The organism is Streptomyces sp. NBC_01077, from assembly GCF_045162855.1.
Lineage (GTDB): Bacteria > Actinomycetota > Actinomycetes > Streptomycetales > Streptomycetaceae > Streptomyces.
Genome location: NZ_CP108669.1, coordinates 8,702,023 through 8,725,251, shown reverse-complemented (window position 1 = coordinate 8,725,251; position 23,229 = coordinate 8,702,023). Strand labels below are relative to the sequence as shown.

Annotated in this window: 15 protein-coding genes; 9 read left to right on the top strand and 6 right to left on the bottom strand. The window is 70.7% G+C overall.

The features are described from left to right. Window positions 1-57: 57 nt before the first annotated feature. The 3 genes from OG462_RS39095 to OG462_RS39085 all read right to left on the bottom strand — a co-directional run bounded on the left by OG462_RS39095 (window position 58) and on the right by OG462_RS39085 (window position 8,060). Window positions 58-2,961: a hypothetical protein gene (locus OG462_RS39095; protein ID WP_406065385.1), complete on the bottom strand. Its 2,904-nt coding sequence runs from the start codon at window positions 2,959-2,961 to the stop codon at window positions 58-60. Then, window positions 2,958-5,738 (bottom strand): DUF6603 domain-containing protein, encoded by a 2,781-nt coding sequence (locus OG462_RS39090; RefSeq protein WP_406065383.1) that lies wholly within the window; start codon window positions 5,736-5,738, stop codon window positions 2,958-2,960. Before OG462_RS39090 ends, OG462_RS39095 begins: the two co-directional genes overlap by 4 nt. Before the next feature lie 354 nt (window positions 5,739-6,092). Next, window positions 6,093-8,060, bottom strand: coding sequence for a galactose oxidase-like domain-containing protein (locus OG462_RS39085; protein ID WP_406065381.1), 1,968 nt, complete (start codon window positions 8,058-8,060; stop codon window positions 6,093-6,095). 342 nt (window positions 8,061-8,402) lie between these two features. Between OG462_RS39085 and OG462_RS39080 the strand changes: the two genes are divergently transcribed. The 4 genes from OG462_RS39080 (at window position 8,403) to OG462_RS39065 (ending at window position 14,085) form a co-directional block, all read left to right on the top strand. Beyond that, a complete protein-coding gene (locus OG462_RS39080) occupies window positions 8,403-10,667 on the top strand; it encodes a Dyp-type peroxidase (protein ID WP_406065379.1) in 2,265 nt (754 codons plus the stop codon). A 287-nt stretch (window positions 10,668-10,954) separates the two neighbouring features. After that, window positions 10,955-11,692 (top strand): hypothetical protein, encoded by a 738-nt coding sequence (locus OG462_RS39075; protein WP_406065377.1) that lies wholly within the window; start codon window positions 10,955-10,957, stop codon window positions 11,690-11,692. 512 nt (window positions 11,693-12,204) lie between these two features. Beyond that, window positions 12,205-13,371 (top strand): globin domain-containing protein, encoded by a 1,167-nt coding sequence (locus OG462_RS39070; protein ID WP_406065375.1) that lies wholly within the window; start codon window positions 12,205-12,207, stop codon window positions 13,369-13,371. Window positions 13,372-13,446: 75 nt separating this feature from the next. Next, entirely contained in the window at window positions 13,447-14,085 is a 639-nt protein-coding gene (locus tag OG462_RS39065) for a pyridoxamine 5'-phosphate oxidase family protein (RefSeq protein ID WP_406065373.1), read from the top strand. Between the two features lie 68 nt (window positions 14,086-14,153). Here the strand turns inward: OG462_RS39065 and OG462_RS39060 are convergent, their stop codons facing one another. Together OG462_RS39060 and OG462_RS39055 are read right to left on the bottom strand one after the other, a co-directional pair. Next, window positions 14,154-15,626 (bottom strand): amidase, encoded by a 1,473-nt coding sequence (locus tag OG462_RS39060; protein ID WP_406065371.1) that lies wholly within the window; start codon window positions 15,624-15,626, stop codon window positions 14,154-14,156. 59 nt (window positions 15,627-15,685) lie between these two features. After that, complete coding sequence (locus OG462_RS39055) at window positions 15,686-15,868, bottom strand: hypothetical protein (protein WP_406065369.1); 183 nt, start codon at window positions 15,866-15,868, stop codon at window positions 15,686-15,688. A gap of 831 nt (window positions 15,869-16,699) precedes the next feature. Between OG462_RS39055 and OG462_RS39050 the strand changes: the two genes are divergently transcribed. Next, on the top strand, window positions 16,700-17,203 hold the full coding sequence (locus tag OG462_RS39050) for a hypothetical protein (RefSeq protein WP_406065367.1): 504 nt from the start codon (window positions 16,700-16,702) through the stop codon (window positions 17,201-17,203). 106 nt (window positions 17,204-17,309) lie between these two features. On the opposite strand, the gene OG462_RS39045 is transcribed toward OG462_RS39050, so the two are convergent. Then, entirely contained in the window at window positions 17,310-17,417 is a 108-nt protein-coding gene (locus tag OG462_RS39045; protein WP_406066883.1) for an alkyl sulfatase C-terminal domain-containing protein, read from the bottom strand. 374 nt (window positions 17,418-17,791) lie between these two features. Between OG462_RS39045 and OG462_RS39040 the strand changes: the two genes are divergently transcribed. The 4 genes from OG462_RS39040 to OG462_RS39025 all read left to right on the top strand — a co-directional run bounded on the left by OG462_RS39040 (window position 17,792) and on the right by OG462_RS39025 (window position 23,227). Beyond that, on the top strand, window positions 17,792-18,982 hold the full coding sequence (locus OG462_RS39040) for a cytochrome P450 (protein WP_406065365.1): 1,191 nt from the start codon (window positions 17,792-17,794) through the stop codon (window positions 18,980-18,982). 14 nt (window positions 18,983-18,996) lie between these two features. Beyond that, a complete protein-coding gene (locus OG462_RS39035) occupies window positions 18,997-19,188 on the top strand; it encodes a ferredoxin (protein WP_406065363.1) in 192 nt (63 codons plus the stop codon). A gap of 491 nt (window positions 19,189-19,679) precedes the next feature. Next, a complete protein-coding gene (locus OG462_RS39030; protein WP_406065361.1) occupies window positions 19,680-20,507 on the top strand; it encodes an FAD binding domain-containing protein in 828 nt (275 codons plus the stop codon). Continuing rightward, window positions 20,504-23,227 carry a molybdopterin-dependent oxidoreductase gene (locus OG462_RS39025; RefSeq protein ID WP_406065359.1) on the top strand — a complete coding sequence of 908 codons (2,724 nt, stop codon included), beginning with the start codon at window positions 20,504-20,506 and terminating at the stop codon, window positions 23,225-23,227. Before OG462_RS39030 ends, OG462_RS39025 begins: the two co-directional genes overlap by 4 nt. The last annotated feature ends 2 nt before the right edge of the window (window positions 23,228-23,229 follow it).

Sequence of the window (23,229 nt, the reverse complement as noted above, 5' to 3'; positions counted from 1 at the left end):
CTTCGGGGTCTTCGAAGAGGGGCGTCGGGGCCGTGGGCTGCGATGCGCCGATGCCCCTCACCCCGTCATCATCTTCGCCGAGAACGCCACCTGGAACGGTCGCTGGAACAGGATCCGCGCGAAGTCGGCGGCGTCCAGCCCCTCCCACCGGGGAGGGTCGAGCGGCGTGGCGAGCGTCGGCGGCAGCCCGCCGACCACGCGCGGTACGACGAAGCCGTTCACCTTCGGCACCTTGTCCCACGTCAGGTCGGGCCAGGAGTCGAACGGCGGTGAGTCGTCGGTCAGTTTATCGAAGCCGAACTGTGCCGTACGCATGGGTTCGCGCACCACGAACATCCAGTGCTCGGCGACGGCCTGGGCCGCGGTCAGGCCCTCGAATCCGTAGAGGTTGGTCCGCTCGTCCACGGGAAGGACGAACCGAGGCTTCTGCCATGTGACCCCCGCGCCTTCCACGGTCCGGTCCGCGGACTTCGCGGCGAGCACGAGGGTGCCCGGACAGCGGCGCAGCACCTCGGCGCGGATCAGGAGGACCAGGAGCTTCGAGTCGGCGCTCGGGTCGTGGTCGCCGAGCTTGTCGTCGGGTCCCCACCGGGCGATCTCGCCGTAGCCGGGGGCCGCGCCTCCGGGCGGCCAGAACCGCGAGAACGGGGTGCCCGCTTCGTCCGTCGGGTACTCCCGCCAGCGCAGCTCCCGGTTGAACTCCTGGTTCAGTCCGACCAGGAGGGCCTCCACGAACGCCGGATTGGGTTCGAGGAGGGCCGAGGAGTCGTCCGGAAAGTCCGTGATCCCCGGCACGGCCCATTCCGGCCAACGGGCGAGCAGTTCGGCGGCGATCGGGAAGCCGAACTCGGGGTGCCGCATGAGGGGGCGCAGCGGACGCGGGTCGTCGACGGTGCGGCCGGACATCACCGACTCGCCGAGGAGCGTCGTCAACTGGTCCATGGTCCGCGGCACGGGGCGGACCCGCCGCCGGATGCGGCCGACGAGCTCGCCGCCGGTCATGCCGAGGCTGGTGTCGGCGAGCAGGGGTGCGGACTCGTCCTCGGCGCTGATCAGTCGGCGGATTCCCCGCACGAGCACGGGCTGCGACGTCGTACGTGGCCTGCGGTCGACCGCGACCTGGTTCGCCTGGTCGGCGAGCGCCTTCAGTCTGTCCCTGGGTTTTCCGAACTCTTCGAACATCTCCCGTCCGCCGTCGTCCGTTTCGAGGTAGTCGACGTACACCATCCACATCGTGTAGATGAAGTGGCCGAGGGTCCTGGTCGAGAACGCGGCGGCCGGGTCTCCGAAGACCGTCTGCGGGGTCAGCGGCCCCTGGACCGTCCCGGTGGCCGCCTGGAGTGCCTCTTCCTTCACTCCGGCGAGCCAGGTGACCGGCAGGCAGGTCTTGGGGGCGTCCATCGCCGTGCTGAGGAAGGCGGCGGTCGGCATCACGTCGCCGACGTCCAGTTTCGCCGTCGTCCGCCCGGTGCGGCGGCGAAGGGCGCCGCCGGGCCGGGTGAGCCGTACGAACGCCGTCGACGCCGCGCCCCGCGGAACCGCGGACGGGGCGAGGACGGCCTGCAGGGGTCCGGCTCCTCCGGCGGATTGCTCCACGGCGTCGCGGTAGAGCGTGGCGAGCTCCGTCAGGGCGGCCGTCTTCATCGGGCCGAGGTGCTTGGCCTGCGCGGCCTCGGCGGCCGCGGCGGCGAGTTCTCCGGCCGCGAGTGCCTGGTTCGCCTCGTCGGCCTGCCCGAGCTGCTCCCAGGCGCGCGCCATCAGGAACTCCTGCTCCAGTTGGACGTACCGGGCTCCGATCGCCGCAGCGATCCGGTATTTCACCTGGGTGTTCAGCTGTCTCATCCAGCCGCCGGGCGGTACCGTCTGCACGCCGCTGTGGTGGCTCCCGTAGAGGGGCGCCGCCACGGCCTTCTCGTCCCGGTCGGGTGGGGAGCCGACGTGGTCGGGCAGCCGCCGCGACGCGGGGGCGTCGAGGTGGTCGACGACGAGTTCGCGGAACTTGTCCATGCTGGGCAGATGGCTCCACGCCTCGTCCGCGGTGTCGGTGTCGGGGAGGGTGAGGGCGCCATGGACCGGGACGGTGACCTTGTCGGGGGCGACGCCCTGGAGGAGGTCGGCATGCGGCCACGGGTGGCGCACGCCGACGGTGCGGGAGCCGAAACCGAGCCCTTCCAGCGTCTCCGTGGGCACGGGGTCGATCCTGCGGGCGAGGTCCTCGAAGGAGGTGCCCTCCTCGCCGGTGCGGAACCGCCACGCGTAGTAGACGGGCAGCGTGACCTGGTTCTGGCCCGGCGCCCACGCGGCGGCGGCGCCGTCCGGGGGCGGCGGTTCGCCGAGTCCGGCGGCGCGGCCGGCCTTGGTGGCGGGGACCACGCAGGCCAGCCAGCCACGGTCCGGGTCCAGTTTGCGGGGACAGACGAGTCTGGAGACCACGTCGTCCACACCGCTGCGTACGTCGCGGGCGACGGCGTCCTGCGGTGCCTCGCCGTCCTCGACCCGCGCTTCCACATGCGCCCACGCCCACGATTCGGCCAGGTCGGGCAGAGCGCTGCCCGGTGCCGTGACGACGGGCGAGAGGGTGCCGGGGGCCAGGTCGCCCTCGTCGTCGCGGAGCACGAGCAGCGTCAGCCAGGGCAGCCGGCGGGCCGCCGGGAGGCTGAGCAGCCAGGGGAGGCTCGCATCCGAGAACTCGACATGGGCGAGGTACTCGGGCACCGCGTCCGTCGCGCCGTCGGGCGGCTCGTTGCGCACGACGATCGACCGGTCGAAGCCGAGGGCGTCGCCGGGGCCGAGGAGCTGGAGGCTGGGCCCTGGACGGTCCGGAAACGTCTCGGCGGGGCTGCCGTCGACCGTTCTGGTGATCTTGGCGGCGGGAGTGAACAGGGGCCGTGCGTCCTTCACCGAAGCGGCGTCGGCCGCGGCACCGAGTGCGACGGATGCGAGGAACCAGCGTCGGCTCATGTGTGGATCTCCACTCGTGTCGTGCCGATCGGCCGCTGGGCCGCCCGCCAGCGGTCGGCCCGCTCGGCGGCGCCCACCGGTCGGGCGAAGCTCTCGAGGGTGAACAGGCCTGTGCCGGGCAGGGCCTTGCCGTTGGCCGGCACCGGGAATCCGGTGAACCACTCGGGTTCGACCTTGTATCCCGTCTCGTAGCTGTCGTCGACGAGATGGCGCTCGCCGGGCCGGACGTCGCTGCCGGCCAGCCGTACGCCGCTCGGCAGGTCCTCGAACGCGTTGCTCGTGAGCTGCTGCTCGTCGGTCAGTGCGAAGTACTCACCGGGGACGAACCGTTCGGTGACCGTTCCGAACGTACCGAGCGGTGCGCCGGACGTCCGCTCCACCGGTGAGAGCTGCCACGACTGCGCGGGAACGCCGAGCCGGTGGAAGCGGTGGACGGGGGTGTCGAGCGGAACGATCCGCTGGCTCAGCCGGAAGGTCGCGTCGGGCAGGGCCACATCGCCCTTCGCCAGTGCCGCGTTCGCCTCTTCGGTGAAGCGGACGCCGGACCGCTGGGCGGCCGGGGGCTCCGCCGTCCAGGCGTCGGGCCGGGTGAGCGCGTCCCGCAGGAGCGGAAGGATGTCCTCGGCCTTCTGCGCGAGAGCCGGGTCGTCGCCCCATCGCTCGTCGAAGTCGAGGGAGACGTCCCAGAAGAGCACGGAGATGCTTCCCGTGCCGAAGGCGTGCCAGGGGGCGGGTCCCTCCAGGGTGAAGTCGAGGCCGACGCTGGCCAGTCGCTCGCCGAAGGCGAGCACGGCGACACCGGCGAAGATGTGCACGGCGAACGACAGGGTCGGCTCCCACACGAAGAGGGCGTCGAGGCCGAGGTACCCCTCGACGCCGCATCCGGCTATCGTCGCGTCCAGGCTCAGCTGTGCGCCGAACTGCAGCGAGTTGGAGGTCAGCGCCAGGTAGGCCTCCGCCCGCAGGCGCAGGACGGGCCCGCCGAGCTCCATCGCGAGCCGGCGCAGCGCGGGCACGCCCGGGGGGCGTACGAAACGGGGGTGGAAGCCCCCTGCGGAGAGGACGAACGCCGCGTCCCGGCCGCCTCGGAAGAGGAGGTAGCACTCGCCGCTGACCGGGGTGCCGACGATCGTGGAGCCGGTCAGCGTCGCGAGCAGTTCGACGGCCGGTACGGAGGGATCGATCGAGCCGAAGATGTTGGCCTGGATCCGGACGAGCGGCAGGACGGGGTCCGGTACGGCGACGAGGAGCCGGCCCAGGAGCAGGGTGCGCACCGGTGCGGGCAGGTCCATGACGAGGGCGGCCGAGAGGCTGACGATGCGGCCGCCCCAGGTGATCCGGAGCATCGGTCCGACGACGAACCTGTCGCGGGCGACGGGGAAGCAGGCTTCCAGGGAGCCGGCGATTTCGTCGGCGCGTGCGACGACGTTGCCGGGGAAGAGGATCCGGTCGGCGTTTCCCGCGAGGACGAGGCCGCGCAGCCGGTTCTCGTCCACCCGGCGGTTGAGGCCCACCAGGCCACCGACCGCGTCCAGGGCGAAACCGAAGCCCAGCTGGATGCCGGGGTAGCCGAACTCCGCGCCGAGCAGGACGAGGAACGACAACTGCTGCCCGTCGACGGGGAGTTGCAGCAGGCCGAAGGCCTGGACCCGCACGAAGCCGAGGTCGATGTCCAGGGCCCCCGCGTAGGCGCCGCCGCCGGGTGTGCCGCGTTGCTGGACCGCGCCGCCGCCGCCGACCGCGCCCAATTGGAGCCCGATGCCCATGCCGGTGGGGAACGCCGCCTCGATGCGGTCGGTGTCGATCCCGATGCCGTCGCCGAGGAGGTTGAGCGGCACCTGCAGGCCGAGTCCGTCGAGCGCCGCGGTGAGCGGCAGGACGGGTGGTTTCGCCAGGACGGACAGAGTCGGCCTCAGCAGCAATCCGTTCTCGTCGTGGTCCAGTTCCACCGCGAACTGCCGCGTGGTGACGCCCGGCAGGCTGATGTTCACCGGCCGCTGCAGCCGCACACCGCCCTCTTTGAACCGGAGACCGTCGGCCCTGCTGGCCTGGATCTTGATGTCGGTCTTCTCGGTGGTGGCGCCTCCACCGTCCCCGAGAAAGCTGGCGAGTGCGGACGGGAGGACCGCCACCTGGAAGTCCTCGACTCCCAGGGTGGCGACGACAGGCGCGCCGGGTGTCACGGCCAGCCCCACGGCTATGCCGTCCGTCGAGACGTGCGGCCCGTCGGCGGGGCCGCCGGTCAGCGCTCCCTGCCGGGTTGCGGTGATCGTCGCGGTGCCCACCGGAGGCACCGGATCGGAACCGGGTGAGTAACTCGCGTTCCAGACCTGCTCGGACCGGACGTCGAGGGTCACCTGCCACTCCGTGTCCGCGCCGCCGAGTGTGTGGTTGAAGGCGGCGCCAGGGGTGACGACGACGTCGATGGTCGGCCCCTGGTTGTCCGGTCCGGGCGTGACCGCGAGAACGGCGCGTGAGCCGGTCGTTCCGAGGACGAGAGCCAGCCCTCTGGCCGAGCCCTGTGCTCGGTGCCACCCGTGTGCGTGGACGGGTGTCGCGGCCGAGGTGACGTCGCCGAGCATGTCGCGCAGCAGCCCGAGCAGTGCGTGGCCGTCCGGGAGGTCCGTGAGCGGTTCCAGCAGCCTGCCCTGCAGGGGTTCGCCTTCCCCGTCGAGGGGTCGGAGGCCGGCCAGCGGGTTCGCCAGGGAGTCGACGGCGTCGTCGGCAAGACGCCACAGCAGGGGTGCCGCTTTCTCCAGGAGTGTCTTCGGGTCCATCGGTACGGACGCCTCCTTGCGGTCGGAGGCCGACGATGGCCACGACCGTCGGTGACCGCGAGGCTTCCCCCGGTGATGGCGACCTTGCGATGCGCGGCGGCGAGGTGATCCGGCTCGGCGCGACGGTGGGAACCCCGGTTCTTCAACCGTAGGCCCCGGTCCCGGAGATGGCGACTCCTGGCGGAGCGGCGAGGGTGCAGGTGTCCTGGTGGCCGACGGCCGCGGCGACGACGACGGCGGACACGGACACGGTGTCCCGCCTTGGGGCCGCCGCGCGAAGGGTGCCGTCCGCAGGCGGGCCCCAGCCGTGCCCGTGACCAGGCTGGGGGCCCGCCCCGGAGGGAACAGCGGGTGTCAGTCGCCGGCCTTCGCCTTGGCGGCGGCACCCGTCGCCGGGGGCTTGAGCTGGACCCAGCCGGCCTTGCTCGGTGCGCCCTCCTCGTTGAGGAGGAAGAGCATGTAGTGGCCGGGCGGGGCCGCGGCGGCGGTCGGCGGGGCCTGAAGCTCCAGGAAGTTGCCACTGCGGCTCTTGATGCGCAGTTCGAGGTGACGCTGGCTGGTGTTGATCGAGTGGGTGGCGGTGGTCGGGGCCAGCAGTACGGCGCGGGACACCTCGCTGGGCGTGCTGGTGCTCACCGTGATCTTCTCGTTGTAGCCGACGCTGGGGTTGAAGATCAGGCCGAGCGCTGGGCGGCTGCCCTGGTGGAGGTAGGCCGGTTCGTAGATCTCGATGCTGCCGTTGTTGTTGTCGCTGATGTCGGGGTCGTTGGCGAGCTGTTGGAGTTCGTCGCCCGTGATCATGACTCGGCCGTCCGGGAGGACCACGCCGTTGGAGTGGTAGCCGCGCGGCAGCCGCTGGACGGGGCCGAGCTTCCAGTCGCCGTTCTCGTCGCGCAGTTCGGTCTGGCGGTACTTCAGGTCGGCGTTGGGGTTGTACGGCCCGTTGCCGTAGTCGCGAATGTCGAAGGCACCGTTGACGGTGAGCAGGTTGCCGTTCGGCAGGAGCAGGGTGTCGTCCTGGGTCCGCCCGAAGGCGCGGGGCTTCTCGGTGTTCCACTTGCCGCCGGCCAGACGGTAGGTGTTCGGGTCGTTGCGGTCACCACCGAGGACCAGGACCGAGTCGGGACCTCTGAAGCCGGCTGGCAGGGGGACCGCGGAGCCGTAGTTGCGCCTCCACTCCCCGCCGTCCGGGCCGGGCTTGTCCTTGTTGATGTCCGGGCGGTTCGGCAGGTCGGTCCTGGTGTCGGCGACGGTGTCGAAGAGCCATTGCTGGTCCACGGAGCGGCCGAGACCGTAGATCTTCCCGTCGCGCAGCGAGAACAGCTGCGGATAGTCCCACTTGAACGGGGCTTCGGTCTTGAGCTTGTCCACCTCCCAGCCGATCGGCTTGACCGACTTGTCGAACGGCACCTGTTGGGTCGCGGCGGGGAAGCGCTCGACGACCGGGGTGGGGGTGCCCCAGCCGAGCTCCGACTGGCCGGACATGATCACCTGACGTCCGTCGGCGCCGGTGACCACGCTCGGGTACCACCGACCGACGGACATGTCCTTGTTCAGGTACCAGTCCTCCGCCCAGGGGTCGAAGACCAGGGACAGCTTGGCACCGGAGCCTCCGTTGCCGCCGAGGTTGCCGCCGAAGACGCCGAGCATGCCGTTGGGCAGATAGGAGTGACCGGCGCAGAAGAACGGGGCCGGGCGGGGCTCGTTCTTGCCGTCGGGCATGTTGATGACCGGCGGCTTCTTCTCGGTGAACGCGCTGGGGCCCGTCCCCTTGGTGGGGTCCCAGATCCAGGCGCGGCCGGCGTTCTCCTTGCCGATGGTGTCGGTGGGGGCGGGTTCCTTCTGCGGGTTGCTCTCGATCCGCTCGAAGGAGAACAGCAGGACCTTGCCGGTGGGCAGCAGCGCGACGTGGGCCGCGAAGTCCGGGGACTGGAAGTACTCCCGGAACCGGCCGAACTCGGCTGCGTCGAAGGACGCGTTGGCCTTCTCCTGGGAGGCGGTCAGCGCCTTGAGCCGCTCCGTACGGGTCGTCTGCGGGTACTCGCCGACGCCGGCCATGGCCTTCCGTGTACGGGCGTGCTCCTCGGCGTGCTCCTTGCCGAGCGTCGCCGCCTCGGCCGGGTCGAGGGTGACCGGTGCGGTCGCCGCCCGGGAGGCCGGGCCGTAGGGAAAGGCATCGCCCTCCTCGCCGTGGCCGGTGTGGGCGAGAACGGGGCCGGCCGACACCAGGGCCATGGACGCGGCCATCGCGGTGGCGGCGCAGACGGAGATCGCCGCGGCGAGCCGTCGGCGGGCGGGCAGGGGCGGATTACTGCGGGACATGGGACTCCTTGCCGGAGAGGTGAAGGCGCACCAGCCCCGACCGGGGGACACGTCGGGGACGGACTGAGCCAGGACTGCCACCTGTTCACGCAAAGTGACAGGCTTCAGCATTCCGGCGGGTTGCCCGGCTGTCACCCCGGGGCATGCAGGCGGGTGATCGCGAGCCTCGAAAGCGCCGCACTGCGCCTCGCGCGCCCCCCGACCAGCAGGTTTGTGGACAACGAACGAGTGACGGACAGCCTCATCGGCCTGTCGGCCACCGGACGCCCGTACAAGTGCCACGTACGTTGCTGATCACTCTGCGCAACAAAGGCGTGGAGGTGTCGATCTTCTGGAGTGAGCATGGTGGACGACCTCGAGCTGCGTGACAGCGACGACATCCAGGGCGATGTGATCGCCGGCTTCAAGAAGGACCAGATGACCCTGCTGTTCCTCAAGTTCGAGGACCCGGCGCGGGCACGTACCTGGGTCAGGAGCCTGGAACCGCAAATCTCCACGACGCGGCAGGTGGCGACCTTCAACGCCGCCTTCAGCAAGGCCAGGAAGGCCTCGGCCGGCGACGACCCGAAGACGCTGAAGGCCACGTGGATCAACGTCAGTTTCACCTGCGCGGGCCTGCAGGAGCTGACCGGAAAGGATCCGCTGCCCACCGTCAAGCCCGGCAGCGGCCTGGAGGCCTTCAAGCAGGGCTCGAACAAGCGGGCGCTCGGGGACACCGGCGACAGCTCACCGGAGATGTGGCTCTTCGGCAACGGCAAGGGCCAGGTCGTCCACGCCGTCCTCACCGTCGCCTCCGACACCGTCCAGGACCTCCAGGCGGCGGTCAGACAGCAGCGCGAGGCGGCCGCCGCAGCAAAGATCGTGATCGTGTTCCAGCAGGACGCCGCCACACTGCCCGGCAGTCGGAGGGGCAAGGAGCACTTCGGCTTCAAGGACGGCGTCAGCGAGCCCGGCGTGACCGGCTTCGACGAGCCCGACCCCGTCAAGCCCGAGTACGTCAAGGGCCATCACGGGACCCGGCTCATCCCACCCGGCGAGTTCGTCGTCGGGCACGACCGGGTCGGCGGCGTGCCGCACGACACGCCCGACTGGGCCGACAACGGCAGCTTCCAGGTGGTGCGGCGGCTCGGCCAGGACGTCCCGGGCTTCTGGTTCCAGGTCGCCGTCCAGCTGAAGGTGCTCAAGGAGGCCAAAGTGGTGCCGCCCGAGGCCACCTCGGAGTGGCTGGCCGCCCGCCTCGTCGGCCGGTGGCGCTCCGGCACCCCCGTCGCCACGTGTCCCCATGCCGACAGGCCCTCCAACGCGCTGTCCGGCGACGACAACGACTTCGGCTACCGCAACGACCCCGAGGGCTTCGTCACGCCGCTCTTCTCGCACCTGCGCAAGACCAACCCCCGGGACGGCCTGCAGGAGAAGCCCGGCGATCCGCCGTTCGACGAGAATCCGGTGATGGACCGCCGCCGGATCATCCGCCGCGGTGCCCCGTACGGCGCACCCTTCGACCCCGCCTCGGAGGGCCCCGGCGGGCCCGACGAGAAGCGCGGCCTCCTCTTCGTCTGCTACCAGTCGGACCTCGTGCAGCAGTTCGAGTTCATCCAGAAGGCGTGGATGGACAGCCCGGACTTTCCGCCCAACCGGACCAACAAGCCCGGCCCCGACGGAATGGTCGGCGCCGCCGGCAAGCTCAGCTACGAGACCCCCGGCAAGACCACGCAGCTGAGCCTCAGTCAGTTCGTCGTGACAGAGGGGTCCGTCTATGCCTTCGCCCCCTCGCTGACCCTGCTGCGGCTGCTCGGTGACGGCCGGCTCACCGACAAGCCGCCCGCCGTCGTCCGGCCGACCGACGCCTTCCTGCCCGTCCCCGGGATGCAGCGGGACCAGGGAAAGAGCTGGTACTGGGCATACGGGGCGGGCAGCGACGGCGCCGTATGCCGGACCGTCTCCATCGCCGACGGCGACGAGCACGTGGACGTCCGAGAACGCCCCGACCGGCCACTGACCCTGTGGCCGTGCTACGCCGGGGTGACGAAGGTCGACGCGATCCTGCCCGTCCCGGACGAGCAGCGGATCAACGGCCGCAGCCGGTTCTGGCTGTTCCACACCGCCGAGGGCCGGCAGGTCTACCGGCGGATCTGGATCGCCGACGGCGCCGAGGCCGGGCTCCCTCCCGAGCAGGCGGCCGGGATCGACATCCCGGATCGCTCGCTCTCCGCCTGGGTCTCGTTCAGCGGCATCGAAAGGGTGGACGCCTTCCTGCCGGTGCCCGACATGCAGCGGGTGAACGGCAAGAGCCACTACTGGGTCTTCCACACCCTCATGGGCCGTCAGGTCTACCGGCTCATCTCGGTCGCCGACGGCAGGATGCACCAGGACGCCCTGGAGCGCGGCGACCGCGGGCTCGACCTGTGGCGGTCACTGAACGGGATCACCCAGGTCGACGAATTCCTCGCGGTACCGGACATGCAGCGGATCAACGGCCTGAGTCTGTTCTGGGTGTTCCACCAGGACAAGTACCGGATCATCGTGATCCGCGACGGCAGCGGCCACGAGGACCAGATCTCGGTCGACGACCGTCCCCTGACCATGTGGACGTCCCTGACGAGCTGACCGTGCTTCGGACGCTCGACAGGTGGCCCATCGCGCGGTAGGCGAGTTCGGCTCGAACTCGCGGGCGGGGGGCGGTGGGCCTCCTGGCCGGGATTGCGTGACGCACCATGAGCAGTGGAGCGCTCGCGAAGTGGAGCCGGGGCGGCCACGCATCGACACTTCCGCGGCGTGCGGCCCGCGACCAGCCGCAGACCGTCCGCAAAGCGTTACGCACCCTCCGCTTCCCCGTGTCCTCCCGTCGCTACGTTTGCCCAGCAATCGCGTCGACCAACATCAGGGGACACCACATGCACCGTACCCGCGCGGTCATCGTCGGCACGGTCGGTGCCGCGCTGCTGGCAGCGGCCGGCACCGGCTGCGACCCTGGATCCGGTACGCCTGCCAAGGCGACGACCTCGCGGACCTCGACCCCTGTGCCCTCGTCCTCAGCCCCGGTGCCCCCGTCCTCGGCCCCGGCCCCGGCCCCGGCCGCCACGCACCGGCCCTCGGTCAGCCCTTCGTCCGCAGCCGCACCCACACCCAAGGTGAGCGCTGCCGGCCGCCCCGCATCGCGCACCGCGCCGCCGCCGAAGACAGCGACCACGCCCCCGGCGCCGACGTACCTCGCGATGCACGTGGCCACGCCGGGCGGCCGGCTCGATCTGAAGCCCGGCGGTGCCGCACAGGAGTTCACCGTCACCCTCCGCAACGGCAACACCCGCGCCTACCGGCACCTGCTGCTCGCCTTCCAGATGGAGGTCATGCCGGGAGGCACGGCCGGGCCCGCATACGTCCTGGAAGGCTGGGACCGCTCGACCGGGACCTGGCGCACAGCCACGCTGCGCCTCGCCAACGACGCGTACCCCTACGCGCTCTACACGGGCGGCACCCCCCTCGCCAAGAACGCGGTGTCCACCCTCCGCTACCGCGTCCGCGCATCCGCCGGCGCCCCGTCCGGACCCAACCCGATCCTGATCAGCCTGATCGACACGGACACGGACGTCCGCGCCCACCACACTTCACTTCCCCAGAAGACTGGCGCGTAGAGGCAGCCGCCGACGCCCTGCCCGATGACGTGCGGCGCGGTCTCGCGCTCGCGCGGATCGCCGAGCGGCACCAGCGAGCCTGGCACCCGCCGCTCACCCGTGCCCCGACCGCATTCAGGAAGGCGACGGGAAGGAAGCGTCTGATGAGCATCGCCGAACGTCGCTGCCGCAGTTGCGTCATGACCTCGACCTTTGGGACAAAACCGGGTCGACCGTCTCATGCATCCCCTGGCTACTTCTGAGTCACCCCCGCCGTCGGGTAGCGTCCGGAGCTGCTCAGTCCGCTTCTATGCTCCCGGCCACTCTTGAGGACCCATGCCAGCCAGTGAAGTACCCGCCTGTGGTGCCCATCGGGGGCGCCGCTCCGTCCACGCGGCCACGCTGCGGTCCGTCCGGGTCCGGCCGTCTCGAATACCGGGCGGCGGAGCTCTGGTCTCTTGAGATTCCGGATCAGACGCCCAGGCAGCACGCCCGCGGTCCACTTCCCGGAGGATCCGGCACCCACCCCGGATGTGCAGACCGTTGAGCCGGAAGTCGTCGAGCCGCCTTTGTCGGCCCACGAGACAGAGCTGATACGCGCCTCCGTGTCGGTGGTCGCGCCGCTCGCCGCGGACATGACGGTGTACTTCTACGCGATCCTCTTCGCCCGCTATCCCGAGGTGCGGCCGATGTTCCCGCCGGGGATGGACGCCCAGCGCGACCGCCTGCTCCGCTCGCTGCTGCGCATCGTCGACCTGGTCGACGATCCGGAGAACCTGGTCCGCTTCTGCGGACACCTCGGGCGTGACCATCGCAAATTCGGCGCGCTCCGGGAGCACTTCCCCGCGGTGGGCGAATGCCTCCTCGCCTCCCTGGCCCGCTACGCCGGTCCCGCCTGGACCCAGGACATCGCCGACGCGTGGACCAAGGCGTACGGAGCGGTCGCCGACGTCATGATCAGCGCTGCCGAACAGGACGCGAAGGAAAGGCCCGCCGTCTGGCCCGCCACGATCGTGCATCTCCTCCCCTGCGGGAACGGCATCGCCGAGGTCACCCTGCGTCCCCACCTGCCGTACGAGCACGCCGCCGGTCAGTTCGTCAGTATCGAGACCCCCTGGTACCCCAAGCAGTGGCGCTACTACTCCCCCGCGAACGCGCCCCGCGAGGACGGCACCCTCACCTTCCACGTACGGGCGGTGCCCGGTGGTTCGGTCAGCGAAGCGCTGGTGTACCGGGCAGCGGTGGGCGACGTGGTCCACCTGGGCGCGCCCATGGGCGACATGGTGCTGGACCGCGCCGTCCACACCGACTTGCTCTGCGTGGCCGGCGGCACGGGCCTCGCCCCCATCCGCGCGCTCATCGAGGAGGTCGCCAGACGCGGCGGTCGGCACCAGGTGAACCTCTTCCTCGGCGCCCGTACGGGTGCCGAGCTGTACGGGGTGGACGACATGCTGCGCATGGCACAGCGGCATCACTGGCTGACGGTCAGGGGCGCGGTCTCCGACGAGTACATTTCCGGGATCCGGGGGTCCCTGCCGGAGGTCCTGGCCGAGTACGGGCCGTGGTACCACCACGACGTCTTCCTCAGCGGTCCGGCCCCGATGGTCACCTCGGCGAGGCAGGCGCTCACGCTCGGCGGCACGGCGCCGGACCGCATTCATTGCGACCCGTTCGACACCCCGGTCCTGGCCGCCCCCTGACGCTCCGCCGGTCCGGCCACCCCCGTTGCCCTCTCCCCCTCCCCCTCCCCCTCCTCCCTGCCAGGAGAACGCACCGTGACCTTCCACCCGACGCCCTTCGGCTCAGCAGGCGAGCACCTTCTGCAGCAGCAGCTGGGCACCGCCGATCGCGCCCACAGGTTCTACGACCAGCAGGTGCGTCCCTGCCTCACCCCCCAGATGCGGGAATTCATCGGCCGCCAGTCCATGGTCTTCCTGGCCACCTCCGACTCCCGGGGGGAGTGCGACGCCAGCTTCCGCGCAGGCCCGCCGGGATTCGTCCACGTGATCGACGAACACACCGTGGCCTACCCCGAGTTCCGGGGAAACGGGGTGCTCGCCAGCGCCGGCAACATCACGGAGAACCCCCATCTCGGCATGCTCTTCGTGGACTTCACCCACGACCGCATCGGCCTTCACGTCAACGGCGTGGCCCGCCTGTACACCGACACGGACCTGCGCTCGCACCATCGCGAGCTGCCATCCGACGTCGCCCCGGGCCGCCACCCCGAACTGTGGGTGCACCTGAGCATCGAGGAGGCGTACATCCACTGTTCCAAGTACATACCCCACCTGGCACAGCCTCCCCACCCCTCCCTTCATGACCCCACACGCCCCAAGGACGCGAACTACTTCACCGGCCCTCGGCACGCCGCCCATCCTGCATTCGACGAGCCCGGCACCCCTCCACAGTAGGCACCTCCCGCGCACGGCCCCACTGCCCCACGGCCGTGCGCGGCCTCGCGCCGCCGACGGGACGGGCGTCACTCCATGCTCAGCCGCACCGTGGATCGGGCGGCCGGCCGGTGGTCCGCGGTGTAGGTCCAGGGACGGAGGCGCTCCAGGGCCTTGCCGATACGGAAGACCGTCGGGTCGTCGTAGGTGTGGCCGACGATCTGGACACCCGTGGGCAGGCCCCAACTGGAGTGGCCGCTGGGGACGTTGAGGACGGGGCAGCGGTTGTTGATGTTGAAGGGGGCGGTCATCGCCGCCCACAGGGGATCGCCGTGGTCCTCGCCGTTCACCACGAGCCGGCCCAGGAGGTCGTCTCCGGCGGGCAGGCCGGGCACGGCGGTCGTCGGGCAGATCAGGGCGTCGAAAGGCACCATCGCCTCGCCCAGCTCGCGCTGCAGCCGGGTCTCGACGCGCAGGCCGTCGAGGTAGGTCACGCTGTCGCGGGCGACGGCCATGGTGTCCGCGAAGGCTGCCGCGTAGGCCGACATCCGGTCACGGTGCTCCGCTTCGACCTCGGAGACGACGGCACCGAAGATGGTCGAGAAGTGTGCCGCGAGGCTGATGAGGATGTCGTCCCTGGTCCACGGGAGTTCGATCTCCTCGACGACCGCCCCGGCGTCGGTGAGGGCACGGGCGACCGCGCGGGTGTTGGCCTCGACGTCCGGGTGGACGTCGTACGCGCCCAGGCGGACGCACAGGGCGATGCGCATCCCCGCGACCGCTTCGTACTCGGCCGGCAGGACGAGCTTCGGGCGCAGGGACACGTGGTCGCGCGGGTCGGGCCCGGCCAGGACGTTGGCGAAGGTGATGCAGTCGTCGACGGTCCGGGCCATGGGCCCGTCGCCGCGGTAGTGGTCGGCGGACAGCGGTGCGACGCCGGGAATCCGGCCGTACGGGGCCTTGTAGCCGACGGTGCCGGTGAAGGCGGCGGGGATGCGGGTGGAGCCGCCGATGTCGGAGGCGGAGGCGAGCAGTGCGGTGCCGGCCGCGAGGGAGGCACCCGCGCCACCGGACGAGCCACCGGGGGTGAACTCGGGATTCCACGGGTTTCGCGTCACGCCCCACAGACGGCTGTGGGTGAAGCCGGCGATGGAGAACTCGGGGGTGGCGGTGCGGGCGTGGATGATGCCGCCGGCGCCCAGGATGCGGTCGATCACCGGGGCGTTCTCGGTCGCGGTGTTGCCGACGTTGACGAGCGAGCCCTCGGTGAGGGAGCGCCCGGCGATGGCGTGCTTCTCCTTGGTGGCGACCGGGATGCCCTCCAGTGGGCGCGGCGTCAGGCCGCCTTTGCCGAGGAAGCGGTCCTCGGCGTGCCGGGCCTGATCGAGTGCCTCGTCGAAGAGCTGCTCGGTGAAGGCGTTGACGACCGGTTCGGTCTGCTCGGCGCGGTCGATGACCGCACGCATCAGCTCCACGGGGGACAGCTTGCGGGCCTCGAAGAGCCGTCGCGCCTCGGTGGCGCTGAGGTAGGCGAGATCGGTGCTGGAGCCGTACGCGTTCATGCGGAAGCCTTTCCGGGCGGGAGGGAGAGGGGGCGTTCTTGTAGCGCTGTCGGCGGGTCTCAGCCGATCAGCCGTTCGAGGGCGACGTTGATGCAGGCCGTCGCTGCGCCGGCAGCCGGGCCGAGGTGGTCCATGGCGCAGAAGCCATGGACGAGACCGTCGAACCGCCGGTGCTCGACCCGTACGCCGGCGTGCCGGCGGCGTTCGCCGTTCCCGGCCCGCGACGGGTAGGCGGCGGTCATGCGTGCTCCTTTGCGGACGCGGGCACGTCGGACACGCCGGTGGCGCTACGGAAGGAGGCGTCGTCCTGCGGGGTCAGGAGGGCCATCGTGGTGGCGAAGGCCACCTGGTCTCCGGGCGGACTGCGGGGACGGAGCAGACACGCGGCACTCCTCATCGCCGTGGCCGAAACCGAGAATCGGCCGGAAGTGCCCCAACGATCCGGTCTGCGACCGATATCCATGAGGAATTGCAGGAAAGCATCGTGGAACGGGCTTTGACACCTGATTCCCGCGACTCCGACGTGGACGTCGACTCTCCGAACCGGACCTGGCTCTCGTCGACACTCTGCAGGCATCCCCCGGGCGCCGTGGTCCCGGATCGGCCGGGCACTCGGCGTGGACGCGACCACGGCGGCCCGCCACGGGGAACGGCTGCGCGCGAACGGCCTGGCCTGGGTCACCGCGTACGACGCGGCGAAGTCGGCGACTGGCGGATGCGGGTCATGGAGCCCGCCGGGCACGCGGAACTCGCCGCTCCGCGCACCTCATGCTCGACCGTGCACAGCGCCCACATGCACCACCCGCCCGCACCGGAGGGCCAGGCCGTGCTGGCGGCCCTCGTGGCACCTCGGCGACCGGCTCGGTCCGGCCCGCACCGGAATCCGGCCAATGATTTGACATGGCTATGACATTTCAAGACCCCTGTGGCACGCTCCCTGCGCGTCGCGATTCCGGGCGGAACCGCCTGCCGCCGGACGTGCCGCCGTACGAGATCTCTCCGCACTTCTCCCGCGAGGCCTCCCGGCCTCGCCCCCCCCCAGACGCCACAAGGACGTGGCAAGGAGGAGCGACATGAGGCACCTCTCCCACTACACCGGCATCGCGGCCCTCACCTTCGCGACGGTCGTCGCGGGTGCGGTCACCGCCACCGCGGCCGGCCCCACCGCCGAACTCAAGGCCGACGGCGTCATCGTGGTCGCGGGCAACACCTGCACGTGGACCGGCGCGAACACCAGCGCCGCCGCGCCCAGCGCCCTGTCCGTCGACCGGGCCACCGTCAACCGCCCCGGCGGGAACCTCACCTGCGACGGCGGGATCACCGCCACCCTCAACAACAACCCCGCCTTCACCTTCGACGACGCCACCGCCACCGCGCGCACCGACCTGATCGACATCACCGGCCAGCAGTCGTTCATCAGCTGCCGCTACCGGGCCACGTCCCTGGTCTGGGACCGCGACGGCGAGACCCGCAAGTACGTCAACCGTGCCTTCACCGCCACCCGCACCTCGGGCGGCTTCCTGTGCCCGGCCTCGGTCACCACCCCGGCGGGCGGCGCCTCCGTCACCTTCCGCTGACCCCGAAGGCCACGCATGCGGCACCCCGCTTCCCGGCGCCCTCTTCGCAAGGGCGCCGGGAGGCACCTCCTCAGCCGGAGCTGCCCTGACGAGTCGGCTCCGGTGATCAGGGAGTGACGATGCCGAAGTCGGGATCGAAGTCGTCGAGCAGCCCGGCCAGCGTCTGCAGCACGGTCTCGTCCCCGTCCAGCGTGACCTTCCCCGCCGGAGCCAGCGGGGGCGGGAACGTCGTCGCCGATGTAGTCGAACCGCGCCGCGTCGAAGATCACCCCGAGTTCGCCCATTCGGGTGCACCCGGTTGCCACACCGGGCCGCGATGAGGGCGCACGAGTCCGCCCTTCTCCTCGCGAACGTACGGCACGCCCTCCGCACGTGCGCGCCATCGGGTACAGGACGGGGAGCGTCGCCGGAGCGCGGACGACGGAGGCCTTCCATGACGGGAAACGCATCCTCCGGAGTCGCGGCCGCATGGATGCACCCGTTCCGGTGGATTGGCCGAACTGTGCGTAGACCAGATAGGTGCCTGAGGCATGTAGTGGAGACGGCACCAACGTCCAAGCCACCCGATTCGCCCCTTGCGAGGCCCCCATGACGGAAGCCGTGGCGTTCCCCCAGAACCGGACCTGCCCCTACCACCCGCCCACCGCCTACGACCCGTTGCGCGAGGAGCGCCCGCTGTCGCGGGTGACCCTGTGGGACGGGCGCTCCGTGTGGTTCGTCAGTGGACACTCAGCCGCCCGGACGCTGCTTTCGGACCAGCGTCTGTCCACCGACTCCACCCGGACCGACTTCCCGCTCCCGACCGAGCGGGCCTCGGCCCTCCGCCGGCGTCGGCGCGCCGCGCTGCTCGGCTGGGACGATCCCGAGCACAACGTCCAGCGCCGGATGTTGATCCCGAGTTTCACGCTCAAGCGCGCCGAGCGGCTGCGCCCGCGCATCCAGGAGACCGTGGACAGGCTGCTCGACGCGATGGAGGCGGCGGGTCCGCCGGCCGAACTGGTGAGCGCGTTCGCGCTGCCGGTGCCCTCGATCGTGATCTGCGACCTGCTCGGCGTGCCGTACGAGGACCACGACTTCTTCGAGGAGCAGTCCGGGCGGCTGCTGCGCGGCCCGACGGGCGCGGACACCGAGGACGCGCTCGCCCGACTCGAGGGCTATCTGGGCGACCTGATCGAACGCAAGCGGGACAAGCCCGGCGAGGGCGTGCTCGACGACCTGGTGGAGCGGCAGCTCGGGGACGGCGGGCCGGACCGCGAGGAGCTGGTACAGCTCGCCACGATCCTGCTGGTCGCGGGGCACGAGACCACCGCGAACATGATCTCCCTCGGTACGTACACGCTGCTGCGCCACCCCGAGCGGCTGGCCGAACTCCAGGCCGACCCCGGCCTCGTGCCGACGGCCGTCGAGGAGCTGCTGCGGTTCCTGTCGATCGCGGACGGGCTTCTGCGGGTCGCCCGCGAGGACGTGGAGATCGGCGGCACGGTGATCCGCGCGGGCGAGGGGGTGGTCTTCTCGACCTCCGTCATCAACCGGGACGCCGCCGCCTACGCCGATCCCGACAGCCTGGACTGGTCGCGCTCGGCACGGCACCACCTGGCGTTCGGCTTCGGCATCCACCAGTGCCTGGGGCAGAACCTGGCGCGCGCGGAGATGGAGATCGCGCTCGGGACGTTGCTCCGTCGGCTGCCGGGGCTGCGGCTCGCCGTACCCGCCGAGGAGATCCCGTTCAAACCGGGCGACACGATCCAGGGGATGCTCGAACTCCCCGTCACATGGTGAAAGGACCCGCACAGATGCGCATCTCCATCGACGGGGACCTCTGTATCGGCGCCGGACAGTGCGCCCTGACCTCGCCGGACTTCTTCACCCAGGACGACGACGGGTTCGGGACGGTCCTCCCGGGCCAGGACCGAGGCGGCGGAGGTCCACTGGTCCGCGAGGCCGCCCGCGCCTGCCCCGTCCGGGCGATCAGCGTCGAGGAATAGAGGGGAAAAAAGCGGATGGCGGCCGCCGGCCGGCCGAGGAGGGCGCCCGCCTCCTGCTCGACGCCCATACGCTCAGGCCCCTCACCCAACTCGACTACCCGCAGACGCCAGTAGTTGCTGCCGTATCGCTCGGCGACGGCACGTGGCTCACCCGCGACGAACAGGAGTGCAGCCCTGGACCACCACTGATCCGGATTCGCGGCCTCGGGCAGTGGTGGCCGTGGGACGGTGGCCTCGGCAGTCGCCGCAGGCCGGCTCGTCAACACGTGAACACGTGATCGCCGCAGCCGCGCCCTGACTTGGCGAGGCCGGCCGGCCTCTTCGGCGATACCCTGGGAAGGAGTCTCCGCGCCCGCCGGTCCCTCGCCGAGCAGGTCGACGGCCGTCAGTCACACACGGTTCGTCGCTCTGTGCCGGATTGCTCCCGGCACGCATACGGCCCCGTCGATATCGGTCGCCACACGATCCTCGTCGTGAGGGAGATCAGGTCCATGGATCTCAACACCGTCACCGAAGTGATCCGGCATCCGTCCGACCGGCCAGGCGTGGACTGGCGCGAGGGCGACGCCTGGCTCGCGGGCGGAACCTGGCTGCTCTCCGTCGAGCAGCCGGACCTGCGCCGCCTGATCGACCTGGCGGCACTGCGCTGGGATCCTCTCGTCCCGAGCGACAGCGGCCTCGAGATCGGCGCCACATGCACCATCCGCGAGCTGTACGCCTATGTACCGCCGCGTGATTGGGCCGCGGGCCCTCTCCTCGCGCAGAGCTGTGAAGCGTTTCTGTCCTCGTTCAAGGTCTGGAACGCGGCGACCGTCGGCGGAAACATCTGTCTGTCCCTGCCCGCCGGCCCCATGATCACCCTCACGGTCGCGCTCGAAGCGCAGTACGGGCTGGAGGCCCCCGACGGGTCCACGCGCACCGTCGACGCCCTCGATTTCGTGACCGGCGACCATCGGAACGTCCTCGCCCCCGGGGAGATCCTGCGCCGCATCGACATTCCGGTGCGCGCCCTGAGGAAACGCACCGCGCACCGCCGCTTCGCGCTGACCCGCCTCGGTCGCTCGACCGTGTTCCTCGTCGGCACGCAGACGCCGGGGGTGAGCGATCTGACGCTCACGATCTCGGCCGGCACCACCCGGCCCGTACGCCTCGTCTTCGACGCCCTGCCCGACGCCGGAACCCTCCAGCAGAGCATCGACGCCATCCCCCACGACGTCTGGTTCGACGATCCCAACGGGACGCCCGATCATCGTCGCCACCTGACCAAGCACTTCGCCGAAGAGATACGGGGCGAGCTGATGGCGGGAAGCCTGTCATGACCTATTCCGTGAACGGCGAGCGCTTCGACGCCGAACCTCGACCCGGACAGTGCCTCCGCACGTTCCTCCGCTCACTCGGCCATTTCGGCGTCAAGAAGGGGTGCGACGCGGGCGATTGCGGCGCCTGCACGGTCTGGTTGGACGGTGAACCGGTCCACAGCTGCATCACACCCGCCTTCCGCGCCGAGGGGCGTCAGGTGACGACGATCGAAGGGCTCGGAACACCCGGCAGCCTGCATCCGATGCAGCGGCAGTTCCGCGACGCCCCGGGTTTCCAGTGCGGTTTCTGCACCGCCGGGATGATCATGACATCGGCGACGTTCACCGAGGCCCAGAAGGCGGACCTGCCGCGGGCGTTGAAGGGCAACCTCTGCCGCTGCACCGGATACCGTGGGATCGAGGACGCCGTCAAGGGCGTCGCGGGCGTGGAGACGGCGGCGCCGGGGAAGGCCGTCGGGACGAGCGTCGGCGCACCGGCGGCCAACGACGTGGTGACCGGCCGCGCCGAGTTCACCATGGACACCCACATCGAGGGGATGCTGCACCTCAAGGTGCTGCACTCCCCGCACGCCCACGCCCGGATCATCTCGATCGACAGGACCGACGCGCTGGCGGTTCCCGGCGTGCAGCGCGTCTACACCTGGGAAGACGTCCCGCGCAGGCGCTTCACCACGGCGATCCACACCGACCATCTCGTCGATCCGGACGACACCTTCATCCTCGACGACACGGTCCGCTTCGTCGGCCAGCGGGTCGCCGCGGTCCTGGCGGACACGGTCGGCGCCGCTGAAGAGGGCTGCCGAAGGCTCGTGGTCGCGTACGAGGTGCTGCCGGCGGTGTTCGAACCCGAGGAGGCGATGGCCGAGGGAGCGCCACAGCTGCACGGCGCGGAGCACGATCCCTTCGCCCTCGATCCCGTCCACAACATCCTCCTCGAGATCCACACGCACATCGGCGATGTCGACGCGGGGTTCGCCGAAGCCGACGTGACCCACGAAGGGACGTACTTCTCGCCGCGCGTGCAGCACGCGCATCTGGAGACCCACGGCTCGATCGCCTGGATGGAGAACGGCCGCCTGAACGTCCGTACCAGTTCGCAGTCGCCGTCGATCGCGAAGGTGAAACTCGCCTACCTGTTCGCGCTGCGCCCGGACCAGCTCCGCGTGTTCTGCAAGCGGGTCGGCGGCGGCTTCGGCGGCAAGCAGGAAGTCATCTCGGAGGATCTGGCCGCCCTCGCCACCCTGGACACCGGACGGCCCGTCTCCTTCGAGTACACCCGCGAGGAGGAGTTCACGACGGCCTCGCCACGCCACCCGATGACGCTCACCGTCACGTTGGGAGCCAAGGCGGACGGAACGCTCACGGCGTTCCAGGTCCGCAACGTGTCGAACACGGGCGCCTACGGCAACCACGGAGGCGAGACGCTGTACGCGGGCGGTGCCGCGGTCATGCTCTACCGCTGCCCCAACAAGAAGTACGACGCGTACTCCGTCTACACGAACACCGTTCCCAGCGGAGCGCTGCGCGGTTACGGGATGACGCAACCGGCGTTCGCCGTGGAGTCGGCCATGGGCGAACTGGCGCGTGCCCTGCACCTCGATCCGCTCGAACTGCGCCGACGCAACATCGTGCGACCGGGCGACCCGCTCGTGGCCCTGGACGACGGCCCCGACGACGTGATGTTCACCGAGGACGGCCTCGCCAGGTGCGTCGACCTCGTGGACGCGGCGATGGCGCGTACCACCGGCGGGCCGTCGCCCGGCCCGGAGTGGTTCGTCGGGACCGGTGTCGCGAGTTCCCTGCACGAGACCGCACCCCCCACCGAGCACATCTCCGAGGCGTGGGTCACGCTCGGCGACGACCTCGTCTACGAGTTGGCCGTCGGAACGGTCGAGTTCGGCGAGGGCACGTCGACCGCCCACGTCCAGATCGCGGCCACCCAGCTGGGCACGACGCCCTCGCGCATCCGGCTCGTGCAGTCCGACACCGACCGCACGGGATTCGACACCGGGGCCTTCGCGAGTGCGGGGCTCTTCGTCTCCGGCAACGCGGTCCTCAGAGCGGCCAACGCCGTACGCGACCGCATTCTGGAGTTCGCCGCCGCCCACACCGGGGTCCATCTCGTCATGTGCGCGATGGACGACGACGGTGTCGTCTGCGGCGACCGGCGCGTGTCGCTGGCCGAGCTCGTCGCCCTGGCCCGGGCGCGCGGAATCCGGTTCACCGCCGCCCGCAAGGCGTACGGCTCGCCCCGGAGCGTCACTTCCAATACGCAGGGGTTCCGCATCGCCGTCCACCGGGTGACGGGTGAGATCCGGATCCTGTACAGCGTCCAGGCGACCGACGCCGCAGTGGTCATCAACCCCGCGCAGGTCCGCGGGCAGGTCGAAGGCGGTGTCGCCCAGGGAATCGGCTTCGCGTTGACCGAGAACTTCCACATCGACGCGCACGGAGTCATGGTCAACCCGAACCTCCGCAACTACCGCATCCCCACCTACGCCGACATCCCCCGGACCGAGGTGCTCCTGGTGGACTCGACGGACTCCTACGGGCCCATGCGGTCGAAGGGCATGGCGGAATGCTGCATCAACCCCGTGGCACCCGCGCTGGCGAACGCGCTGCACGATGCCACGGGCGTCCGTTACCGCGCTCTGCCCCTGACTCCTGAACGCATCTACAGCCGGCTGAACGAGAGCCGGTCGGCACAGTCGGCGGCCTGAGC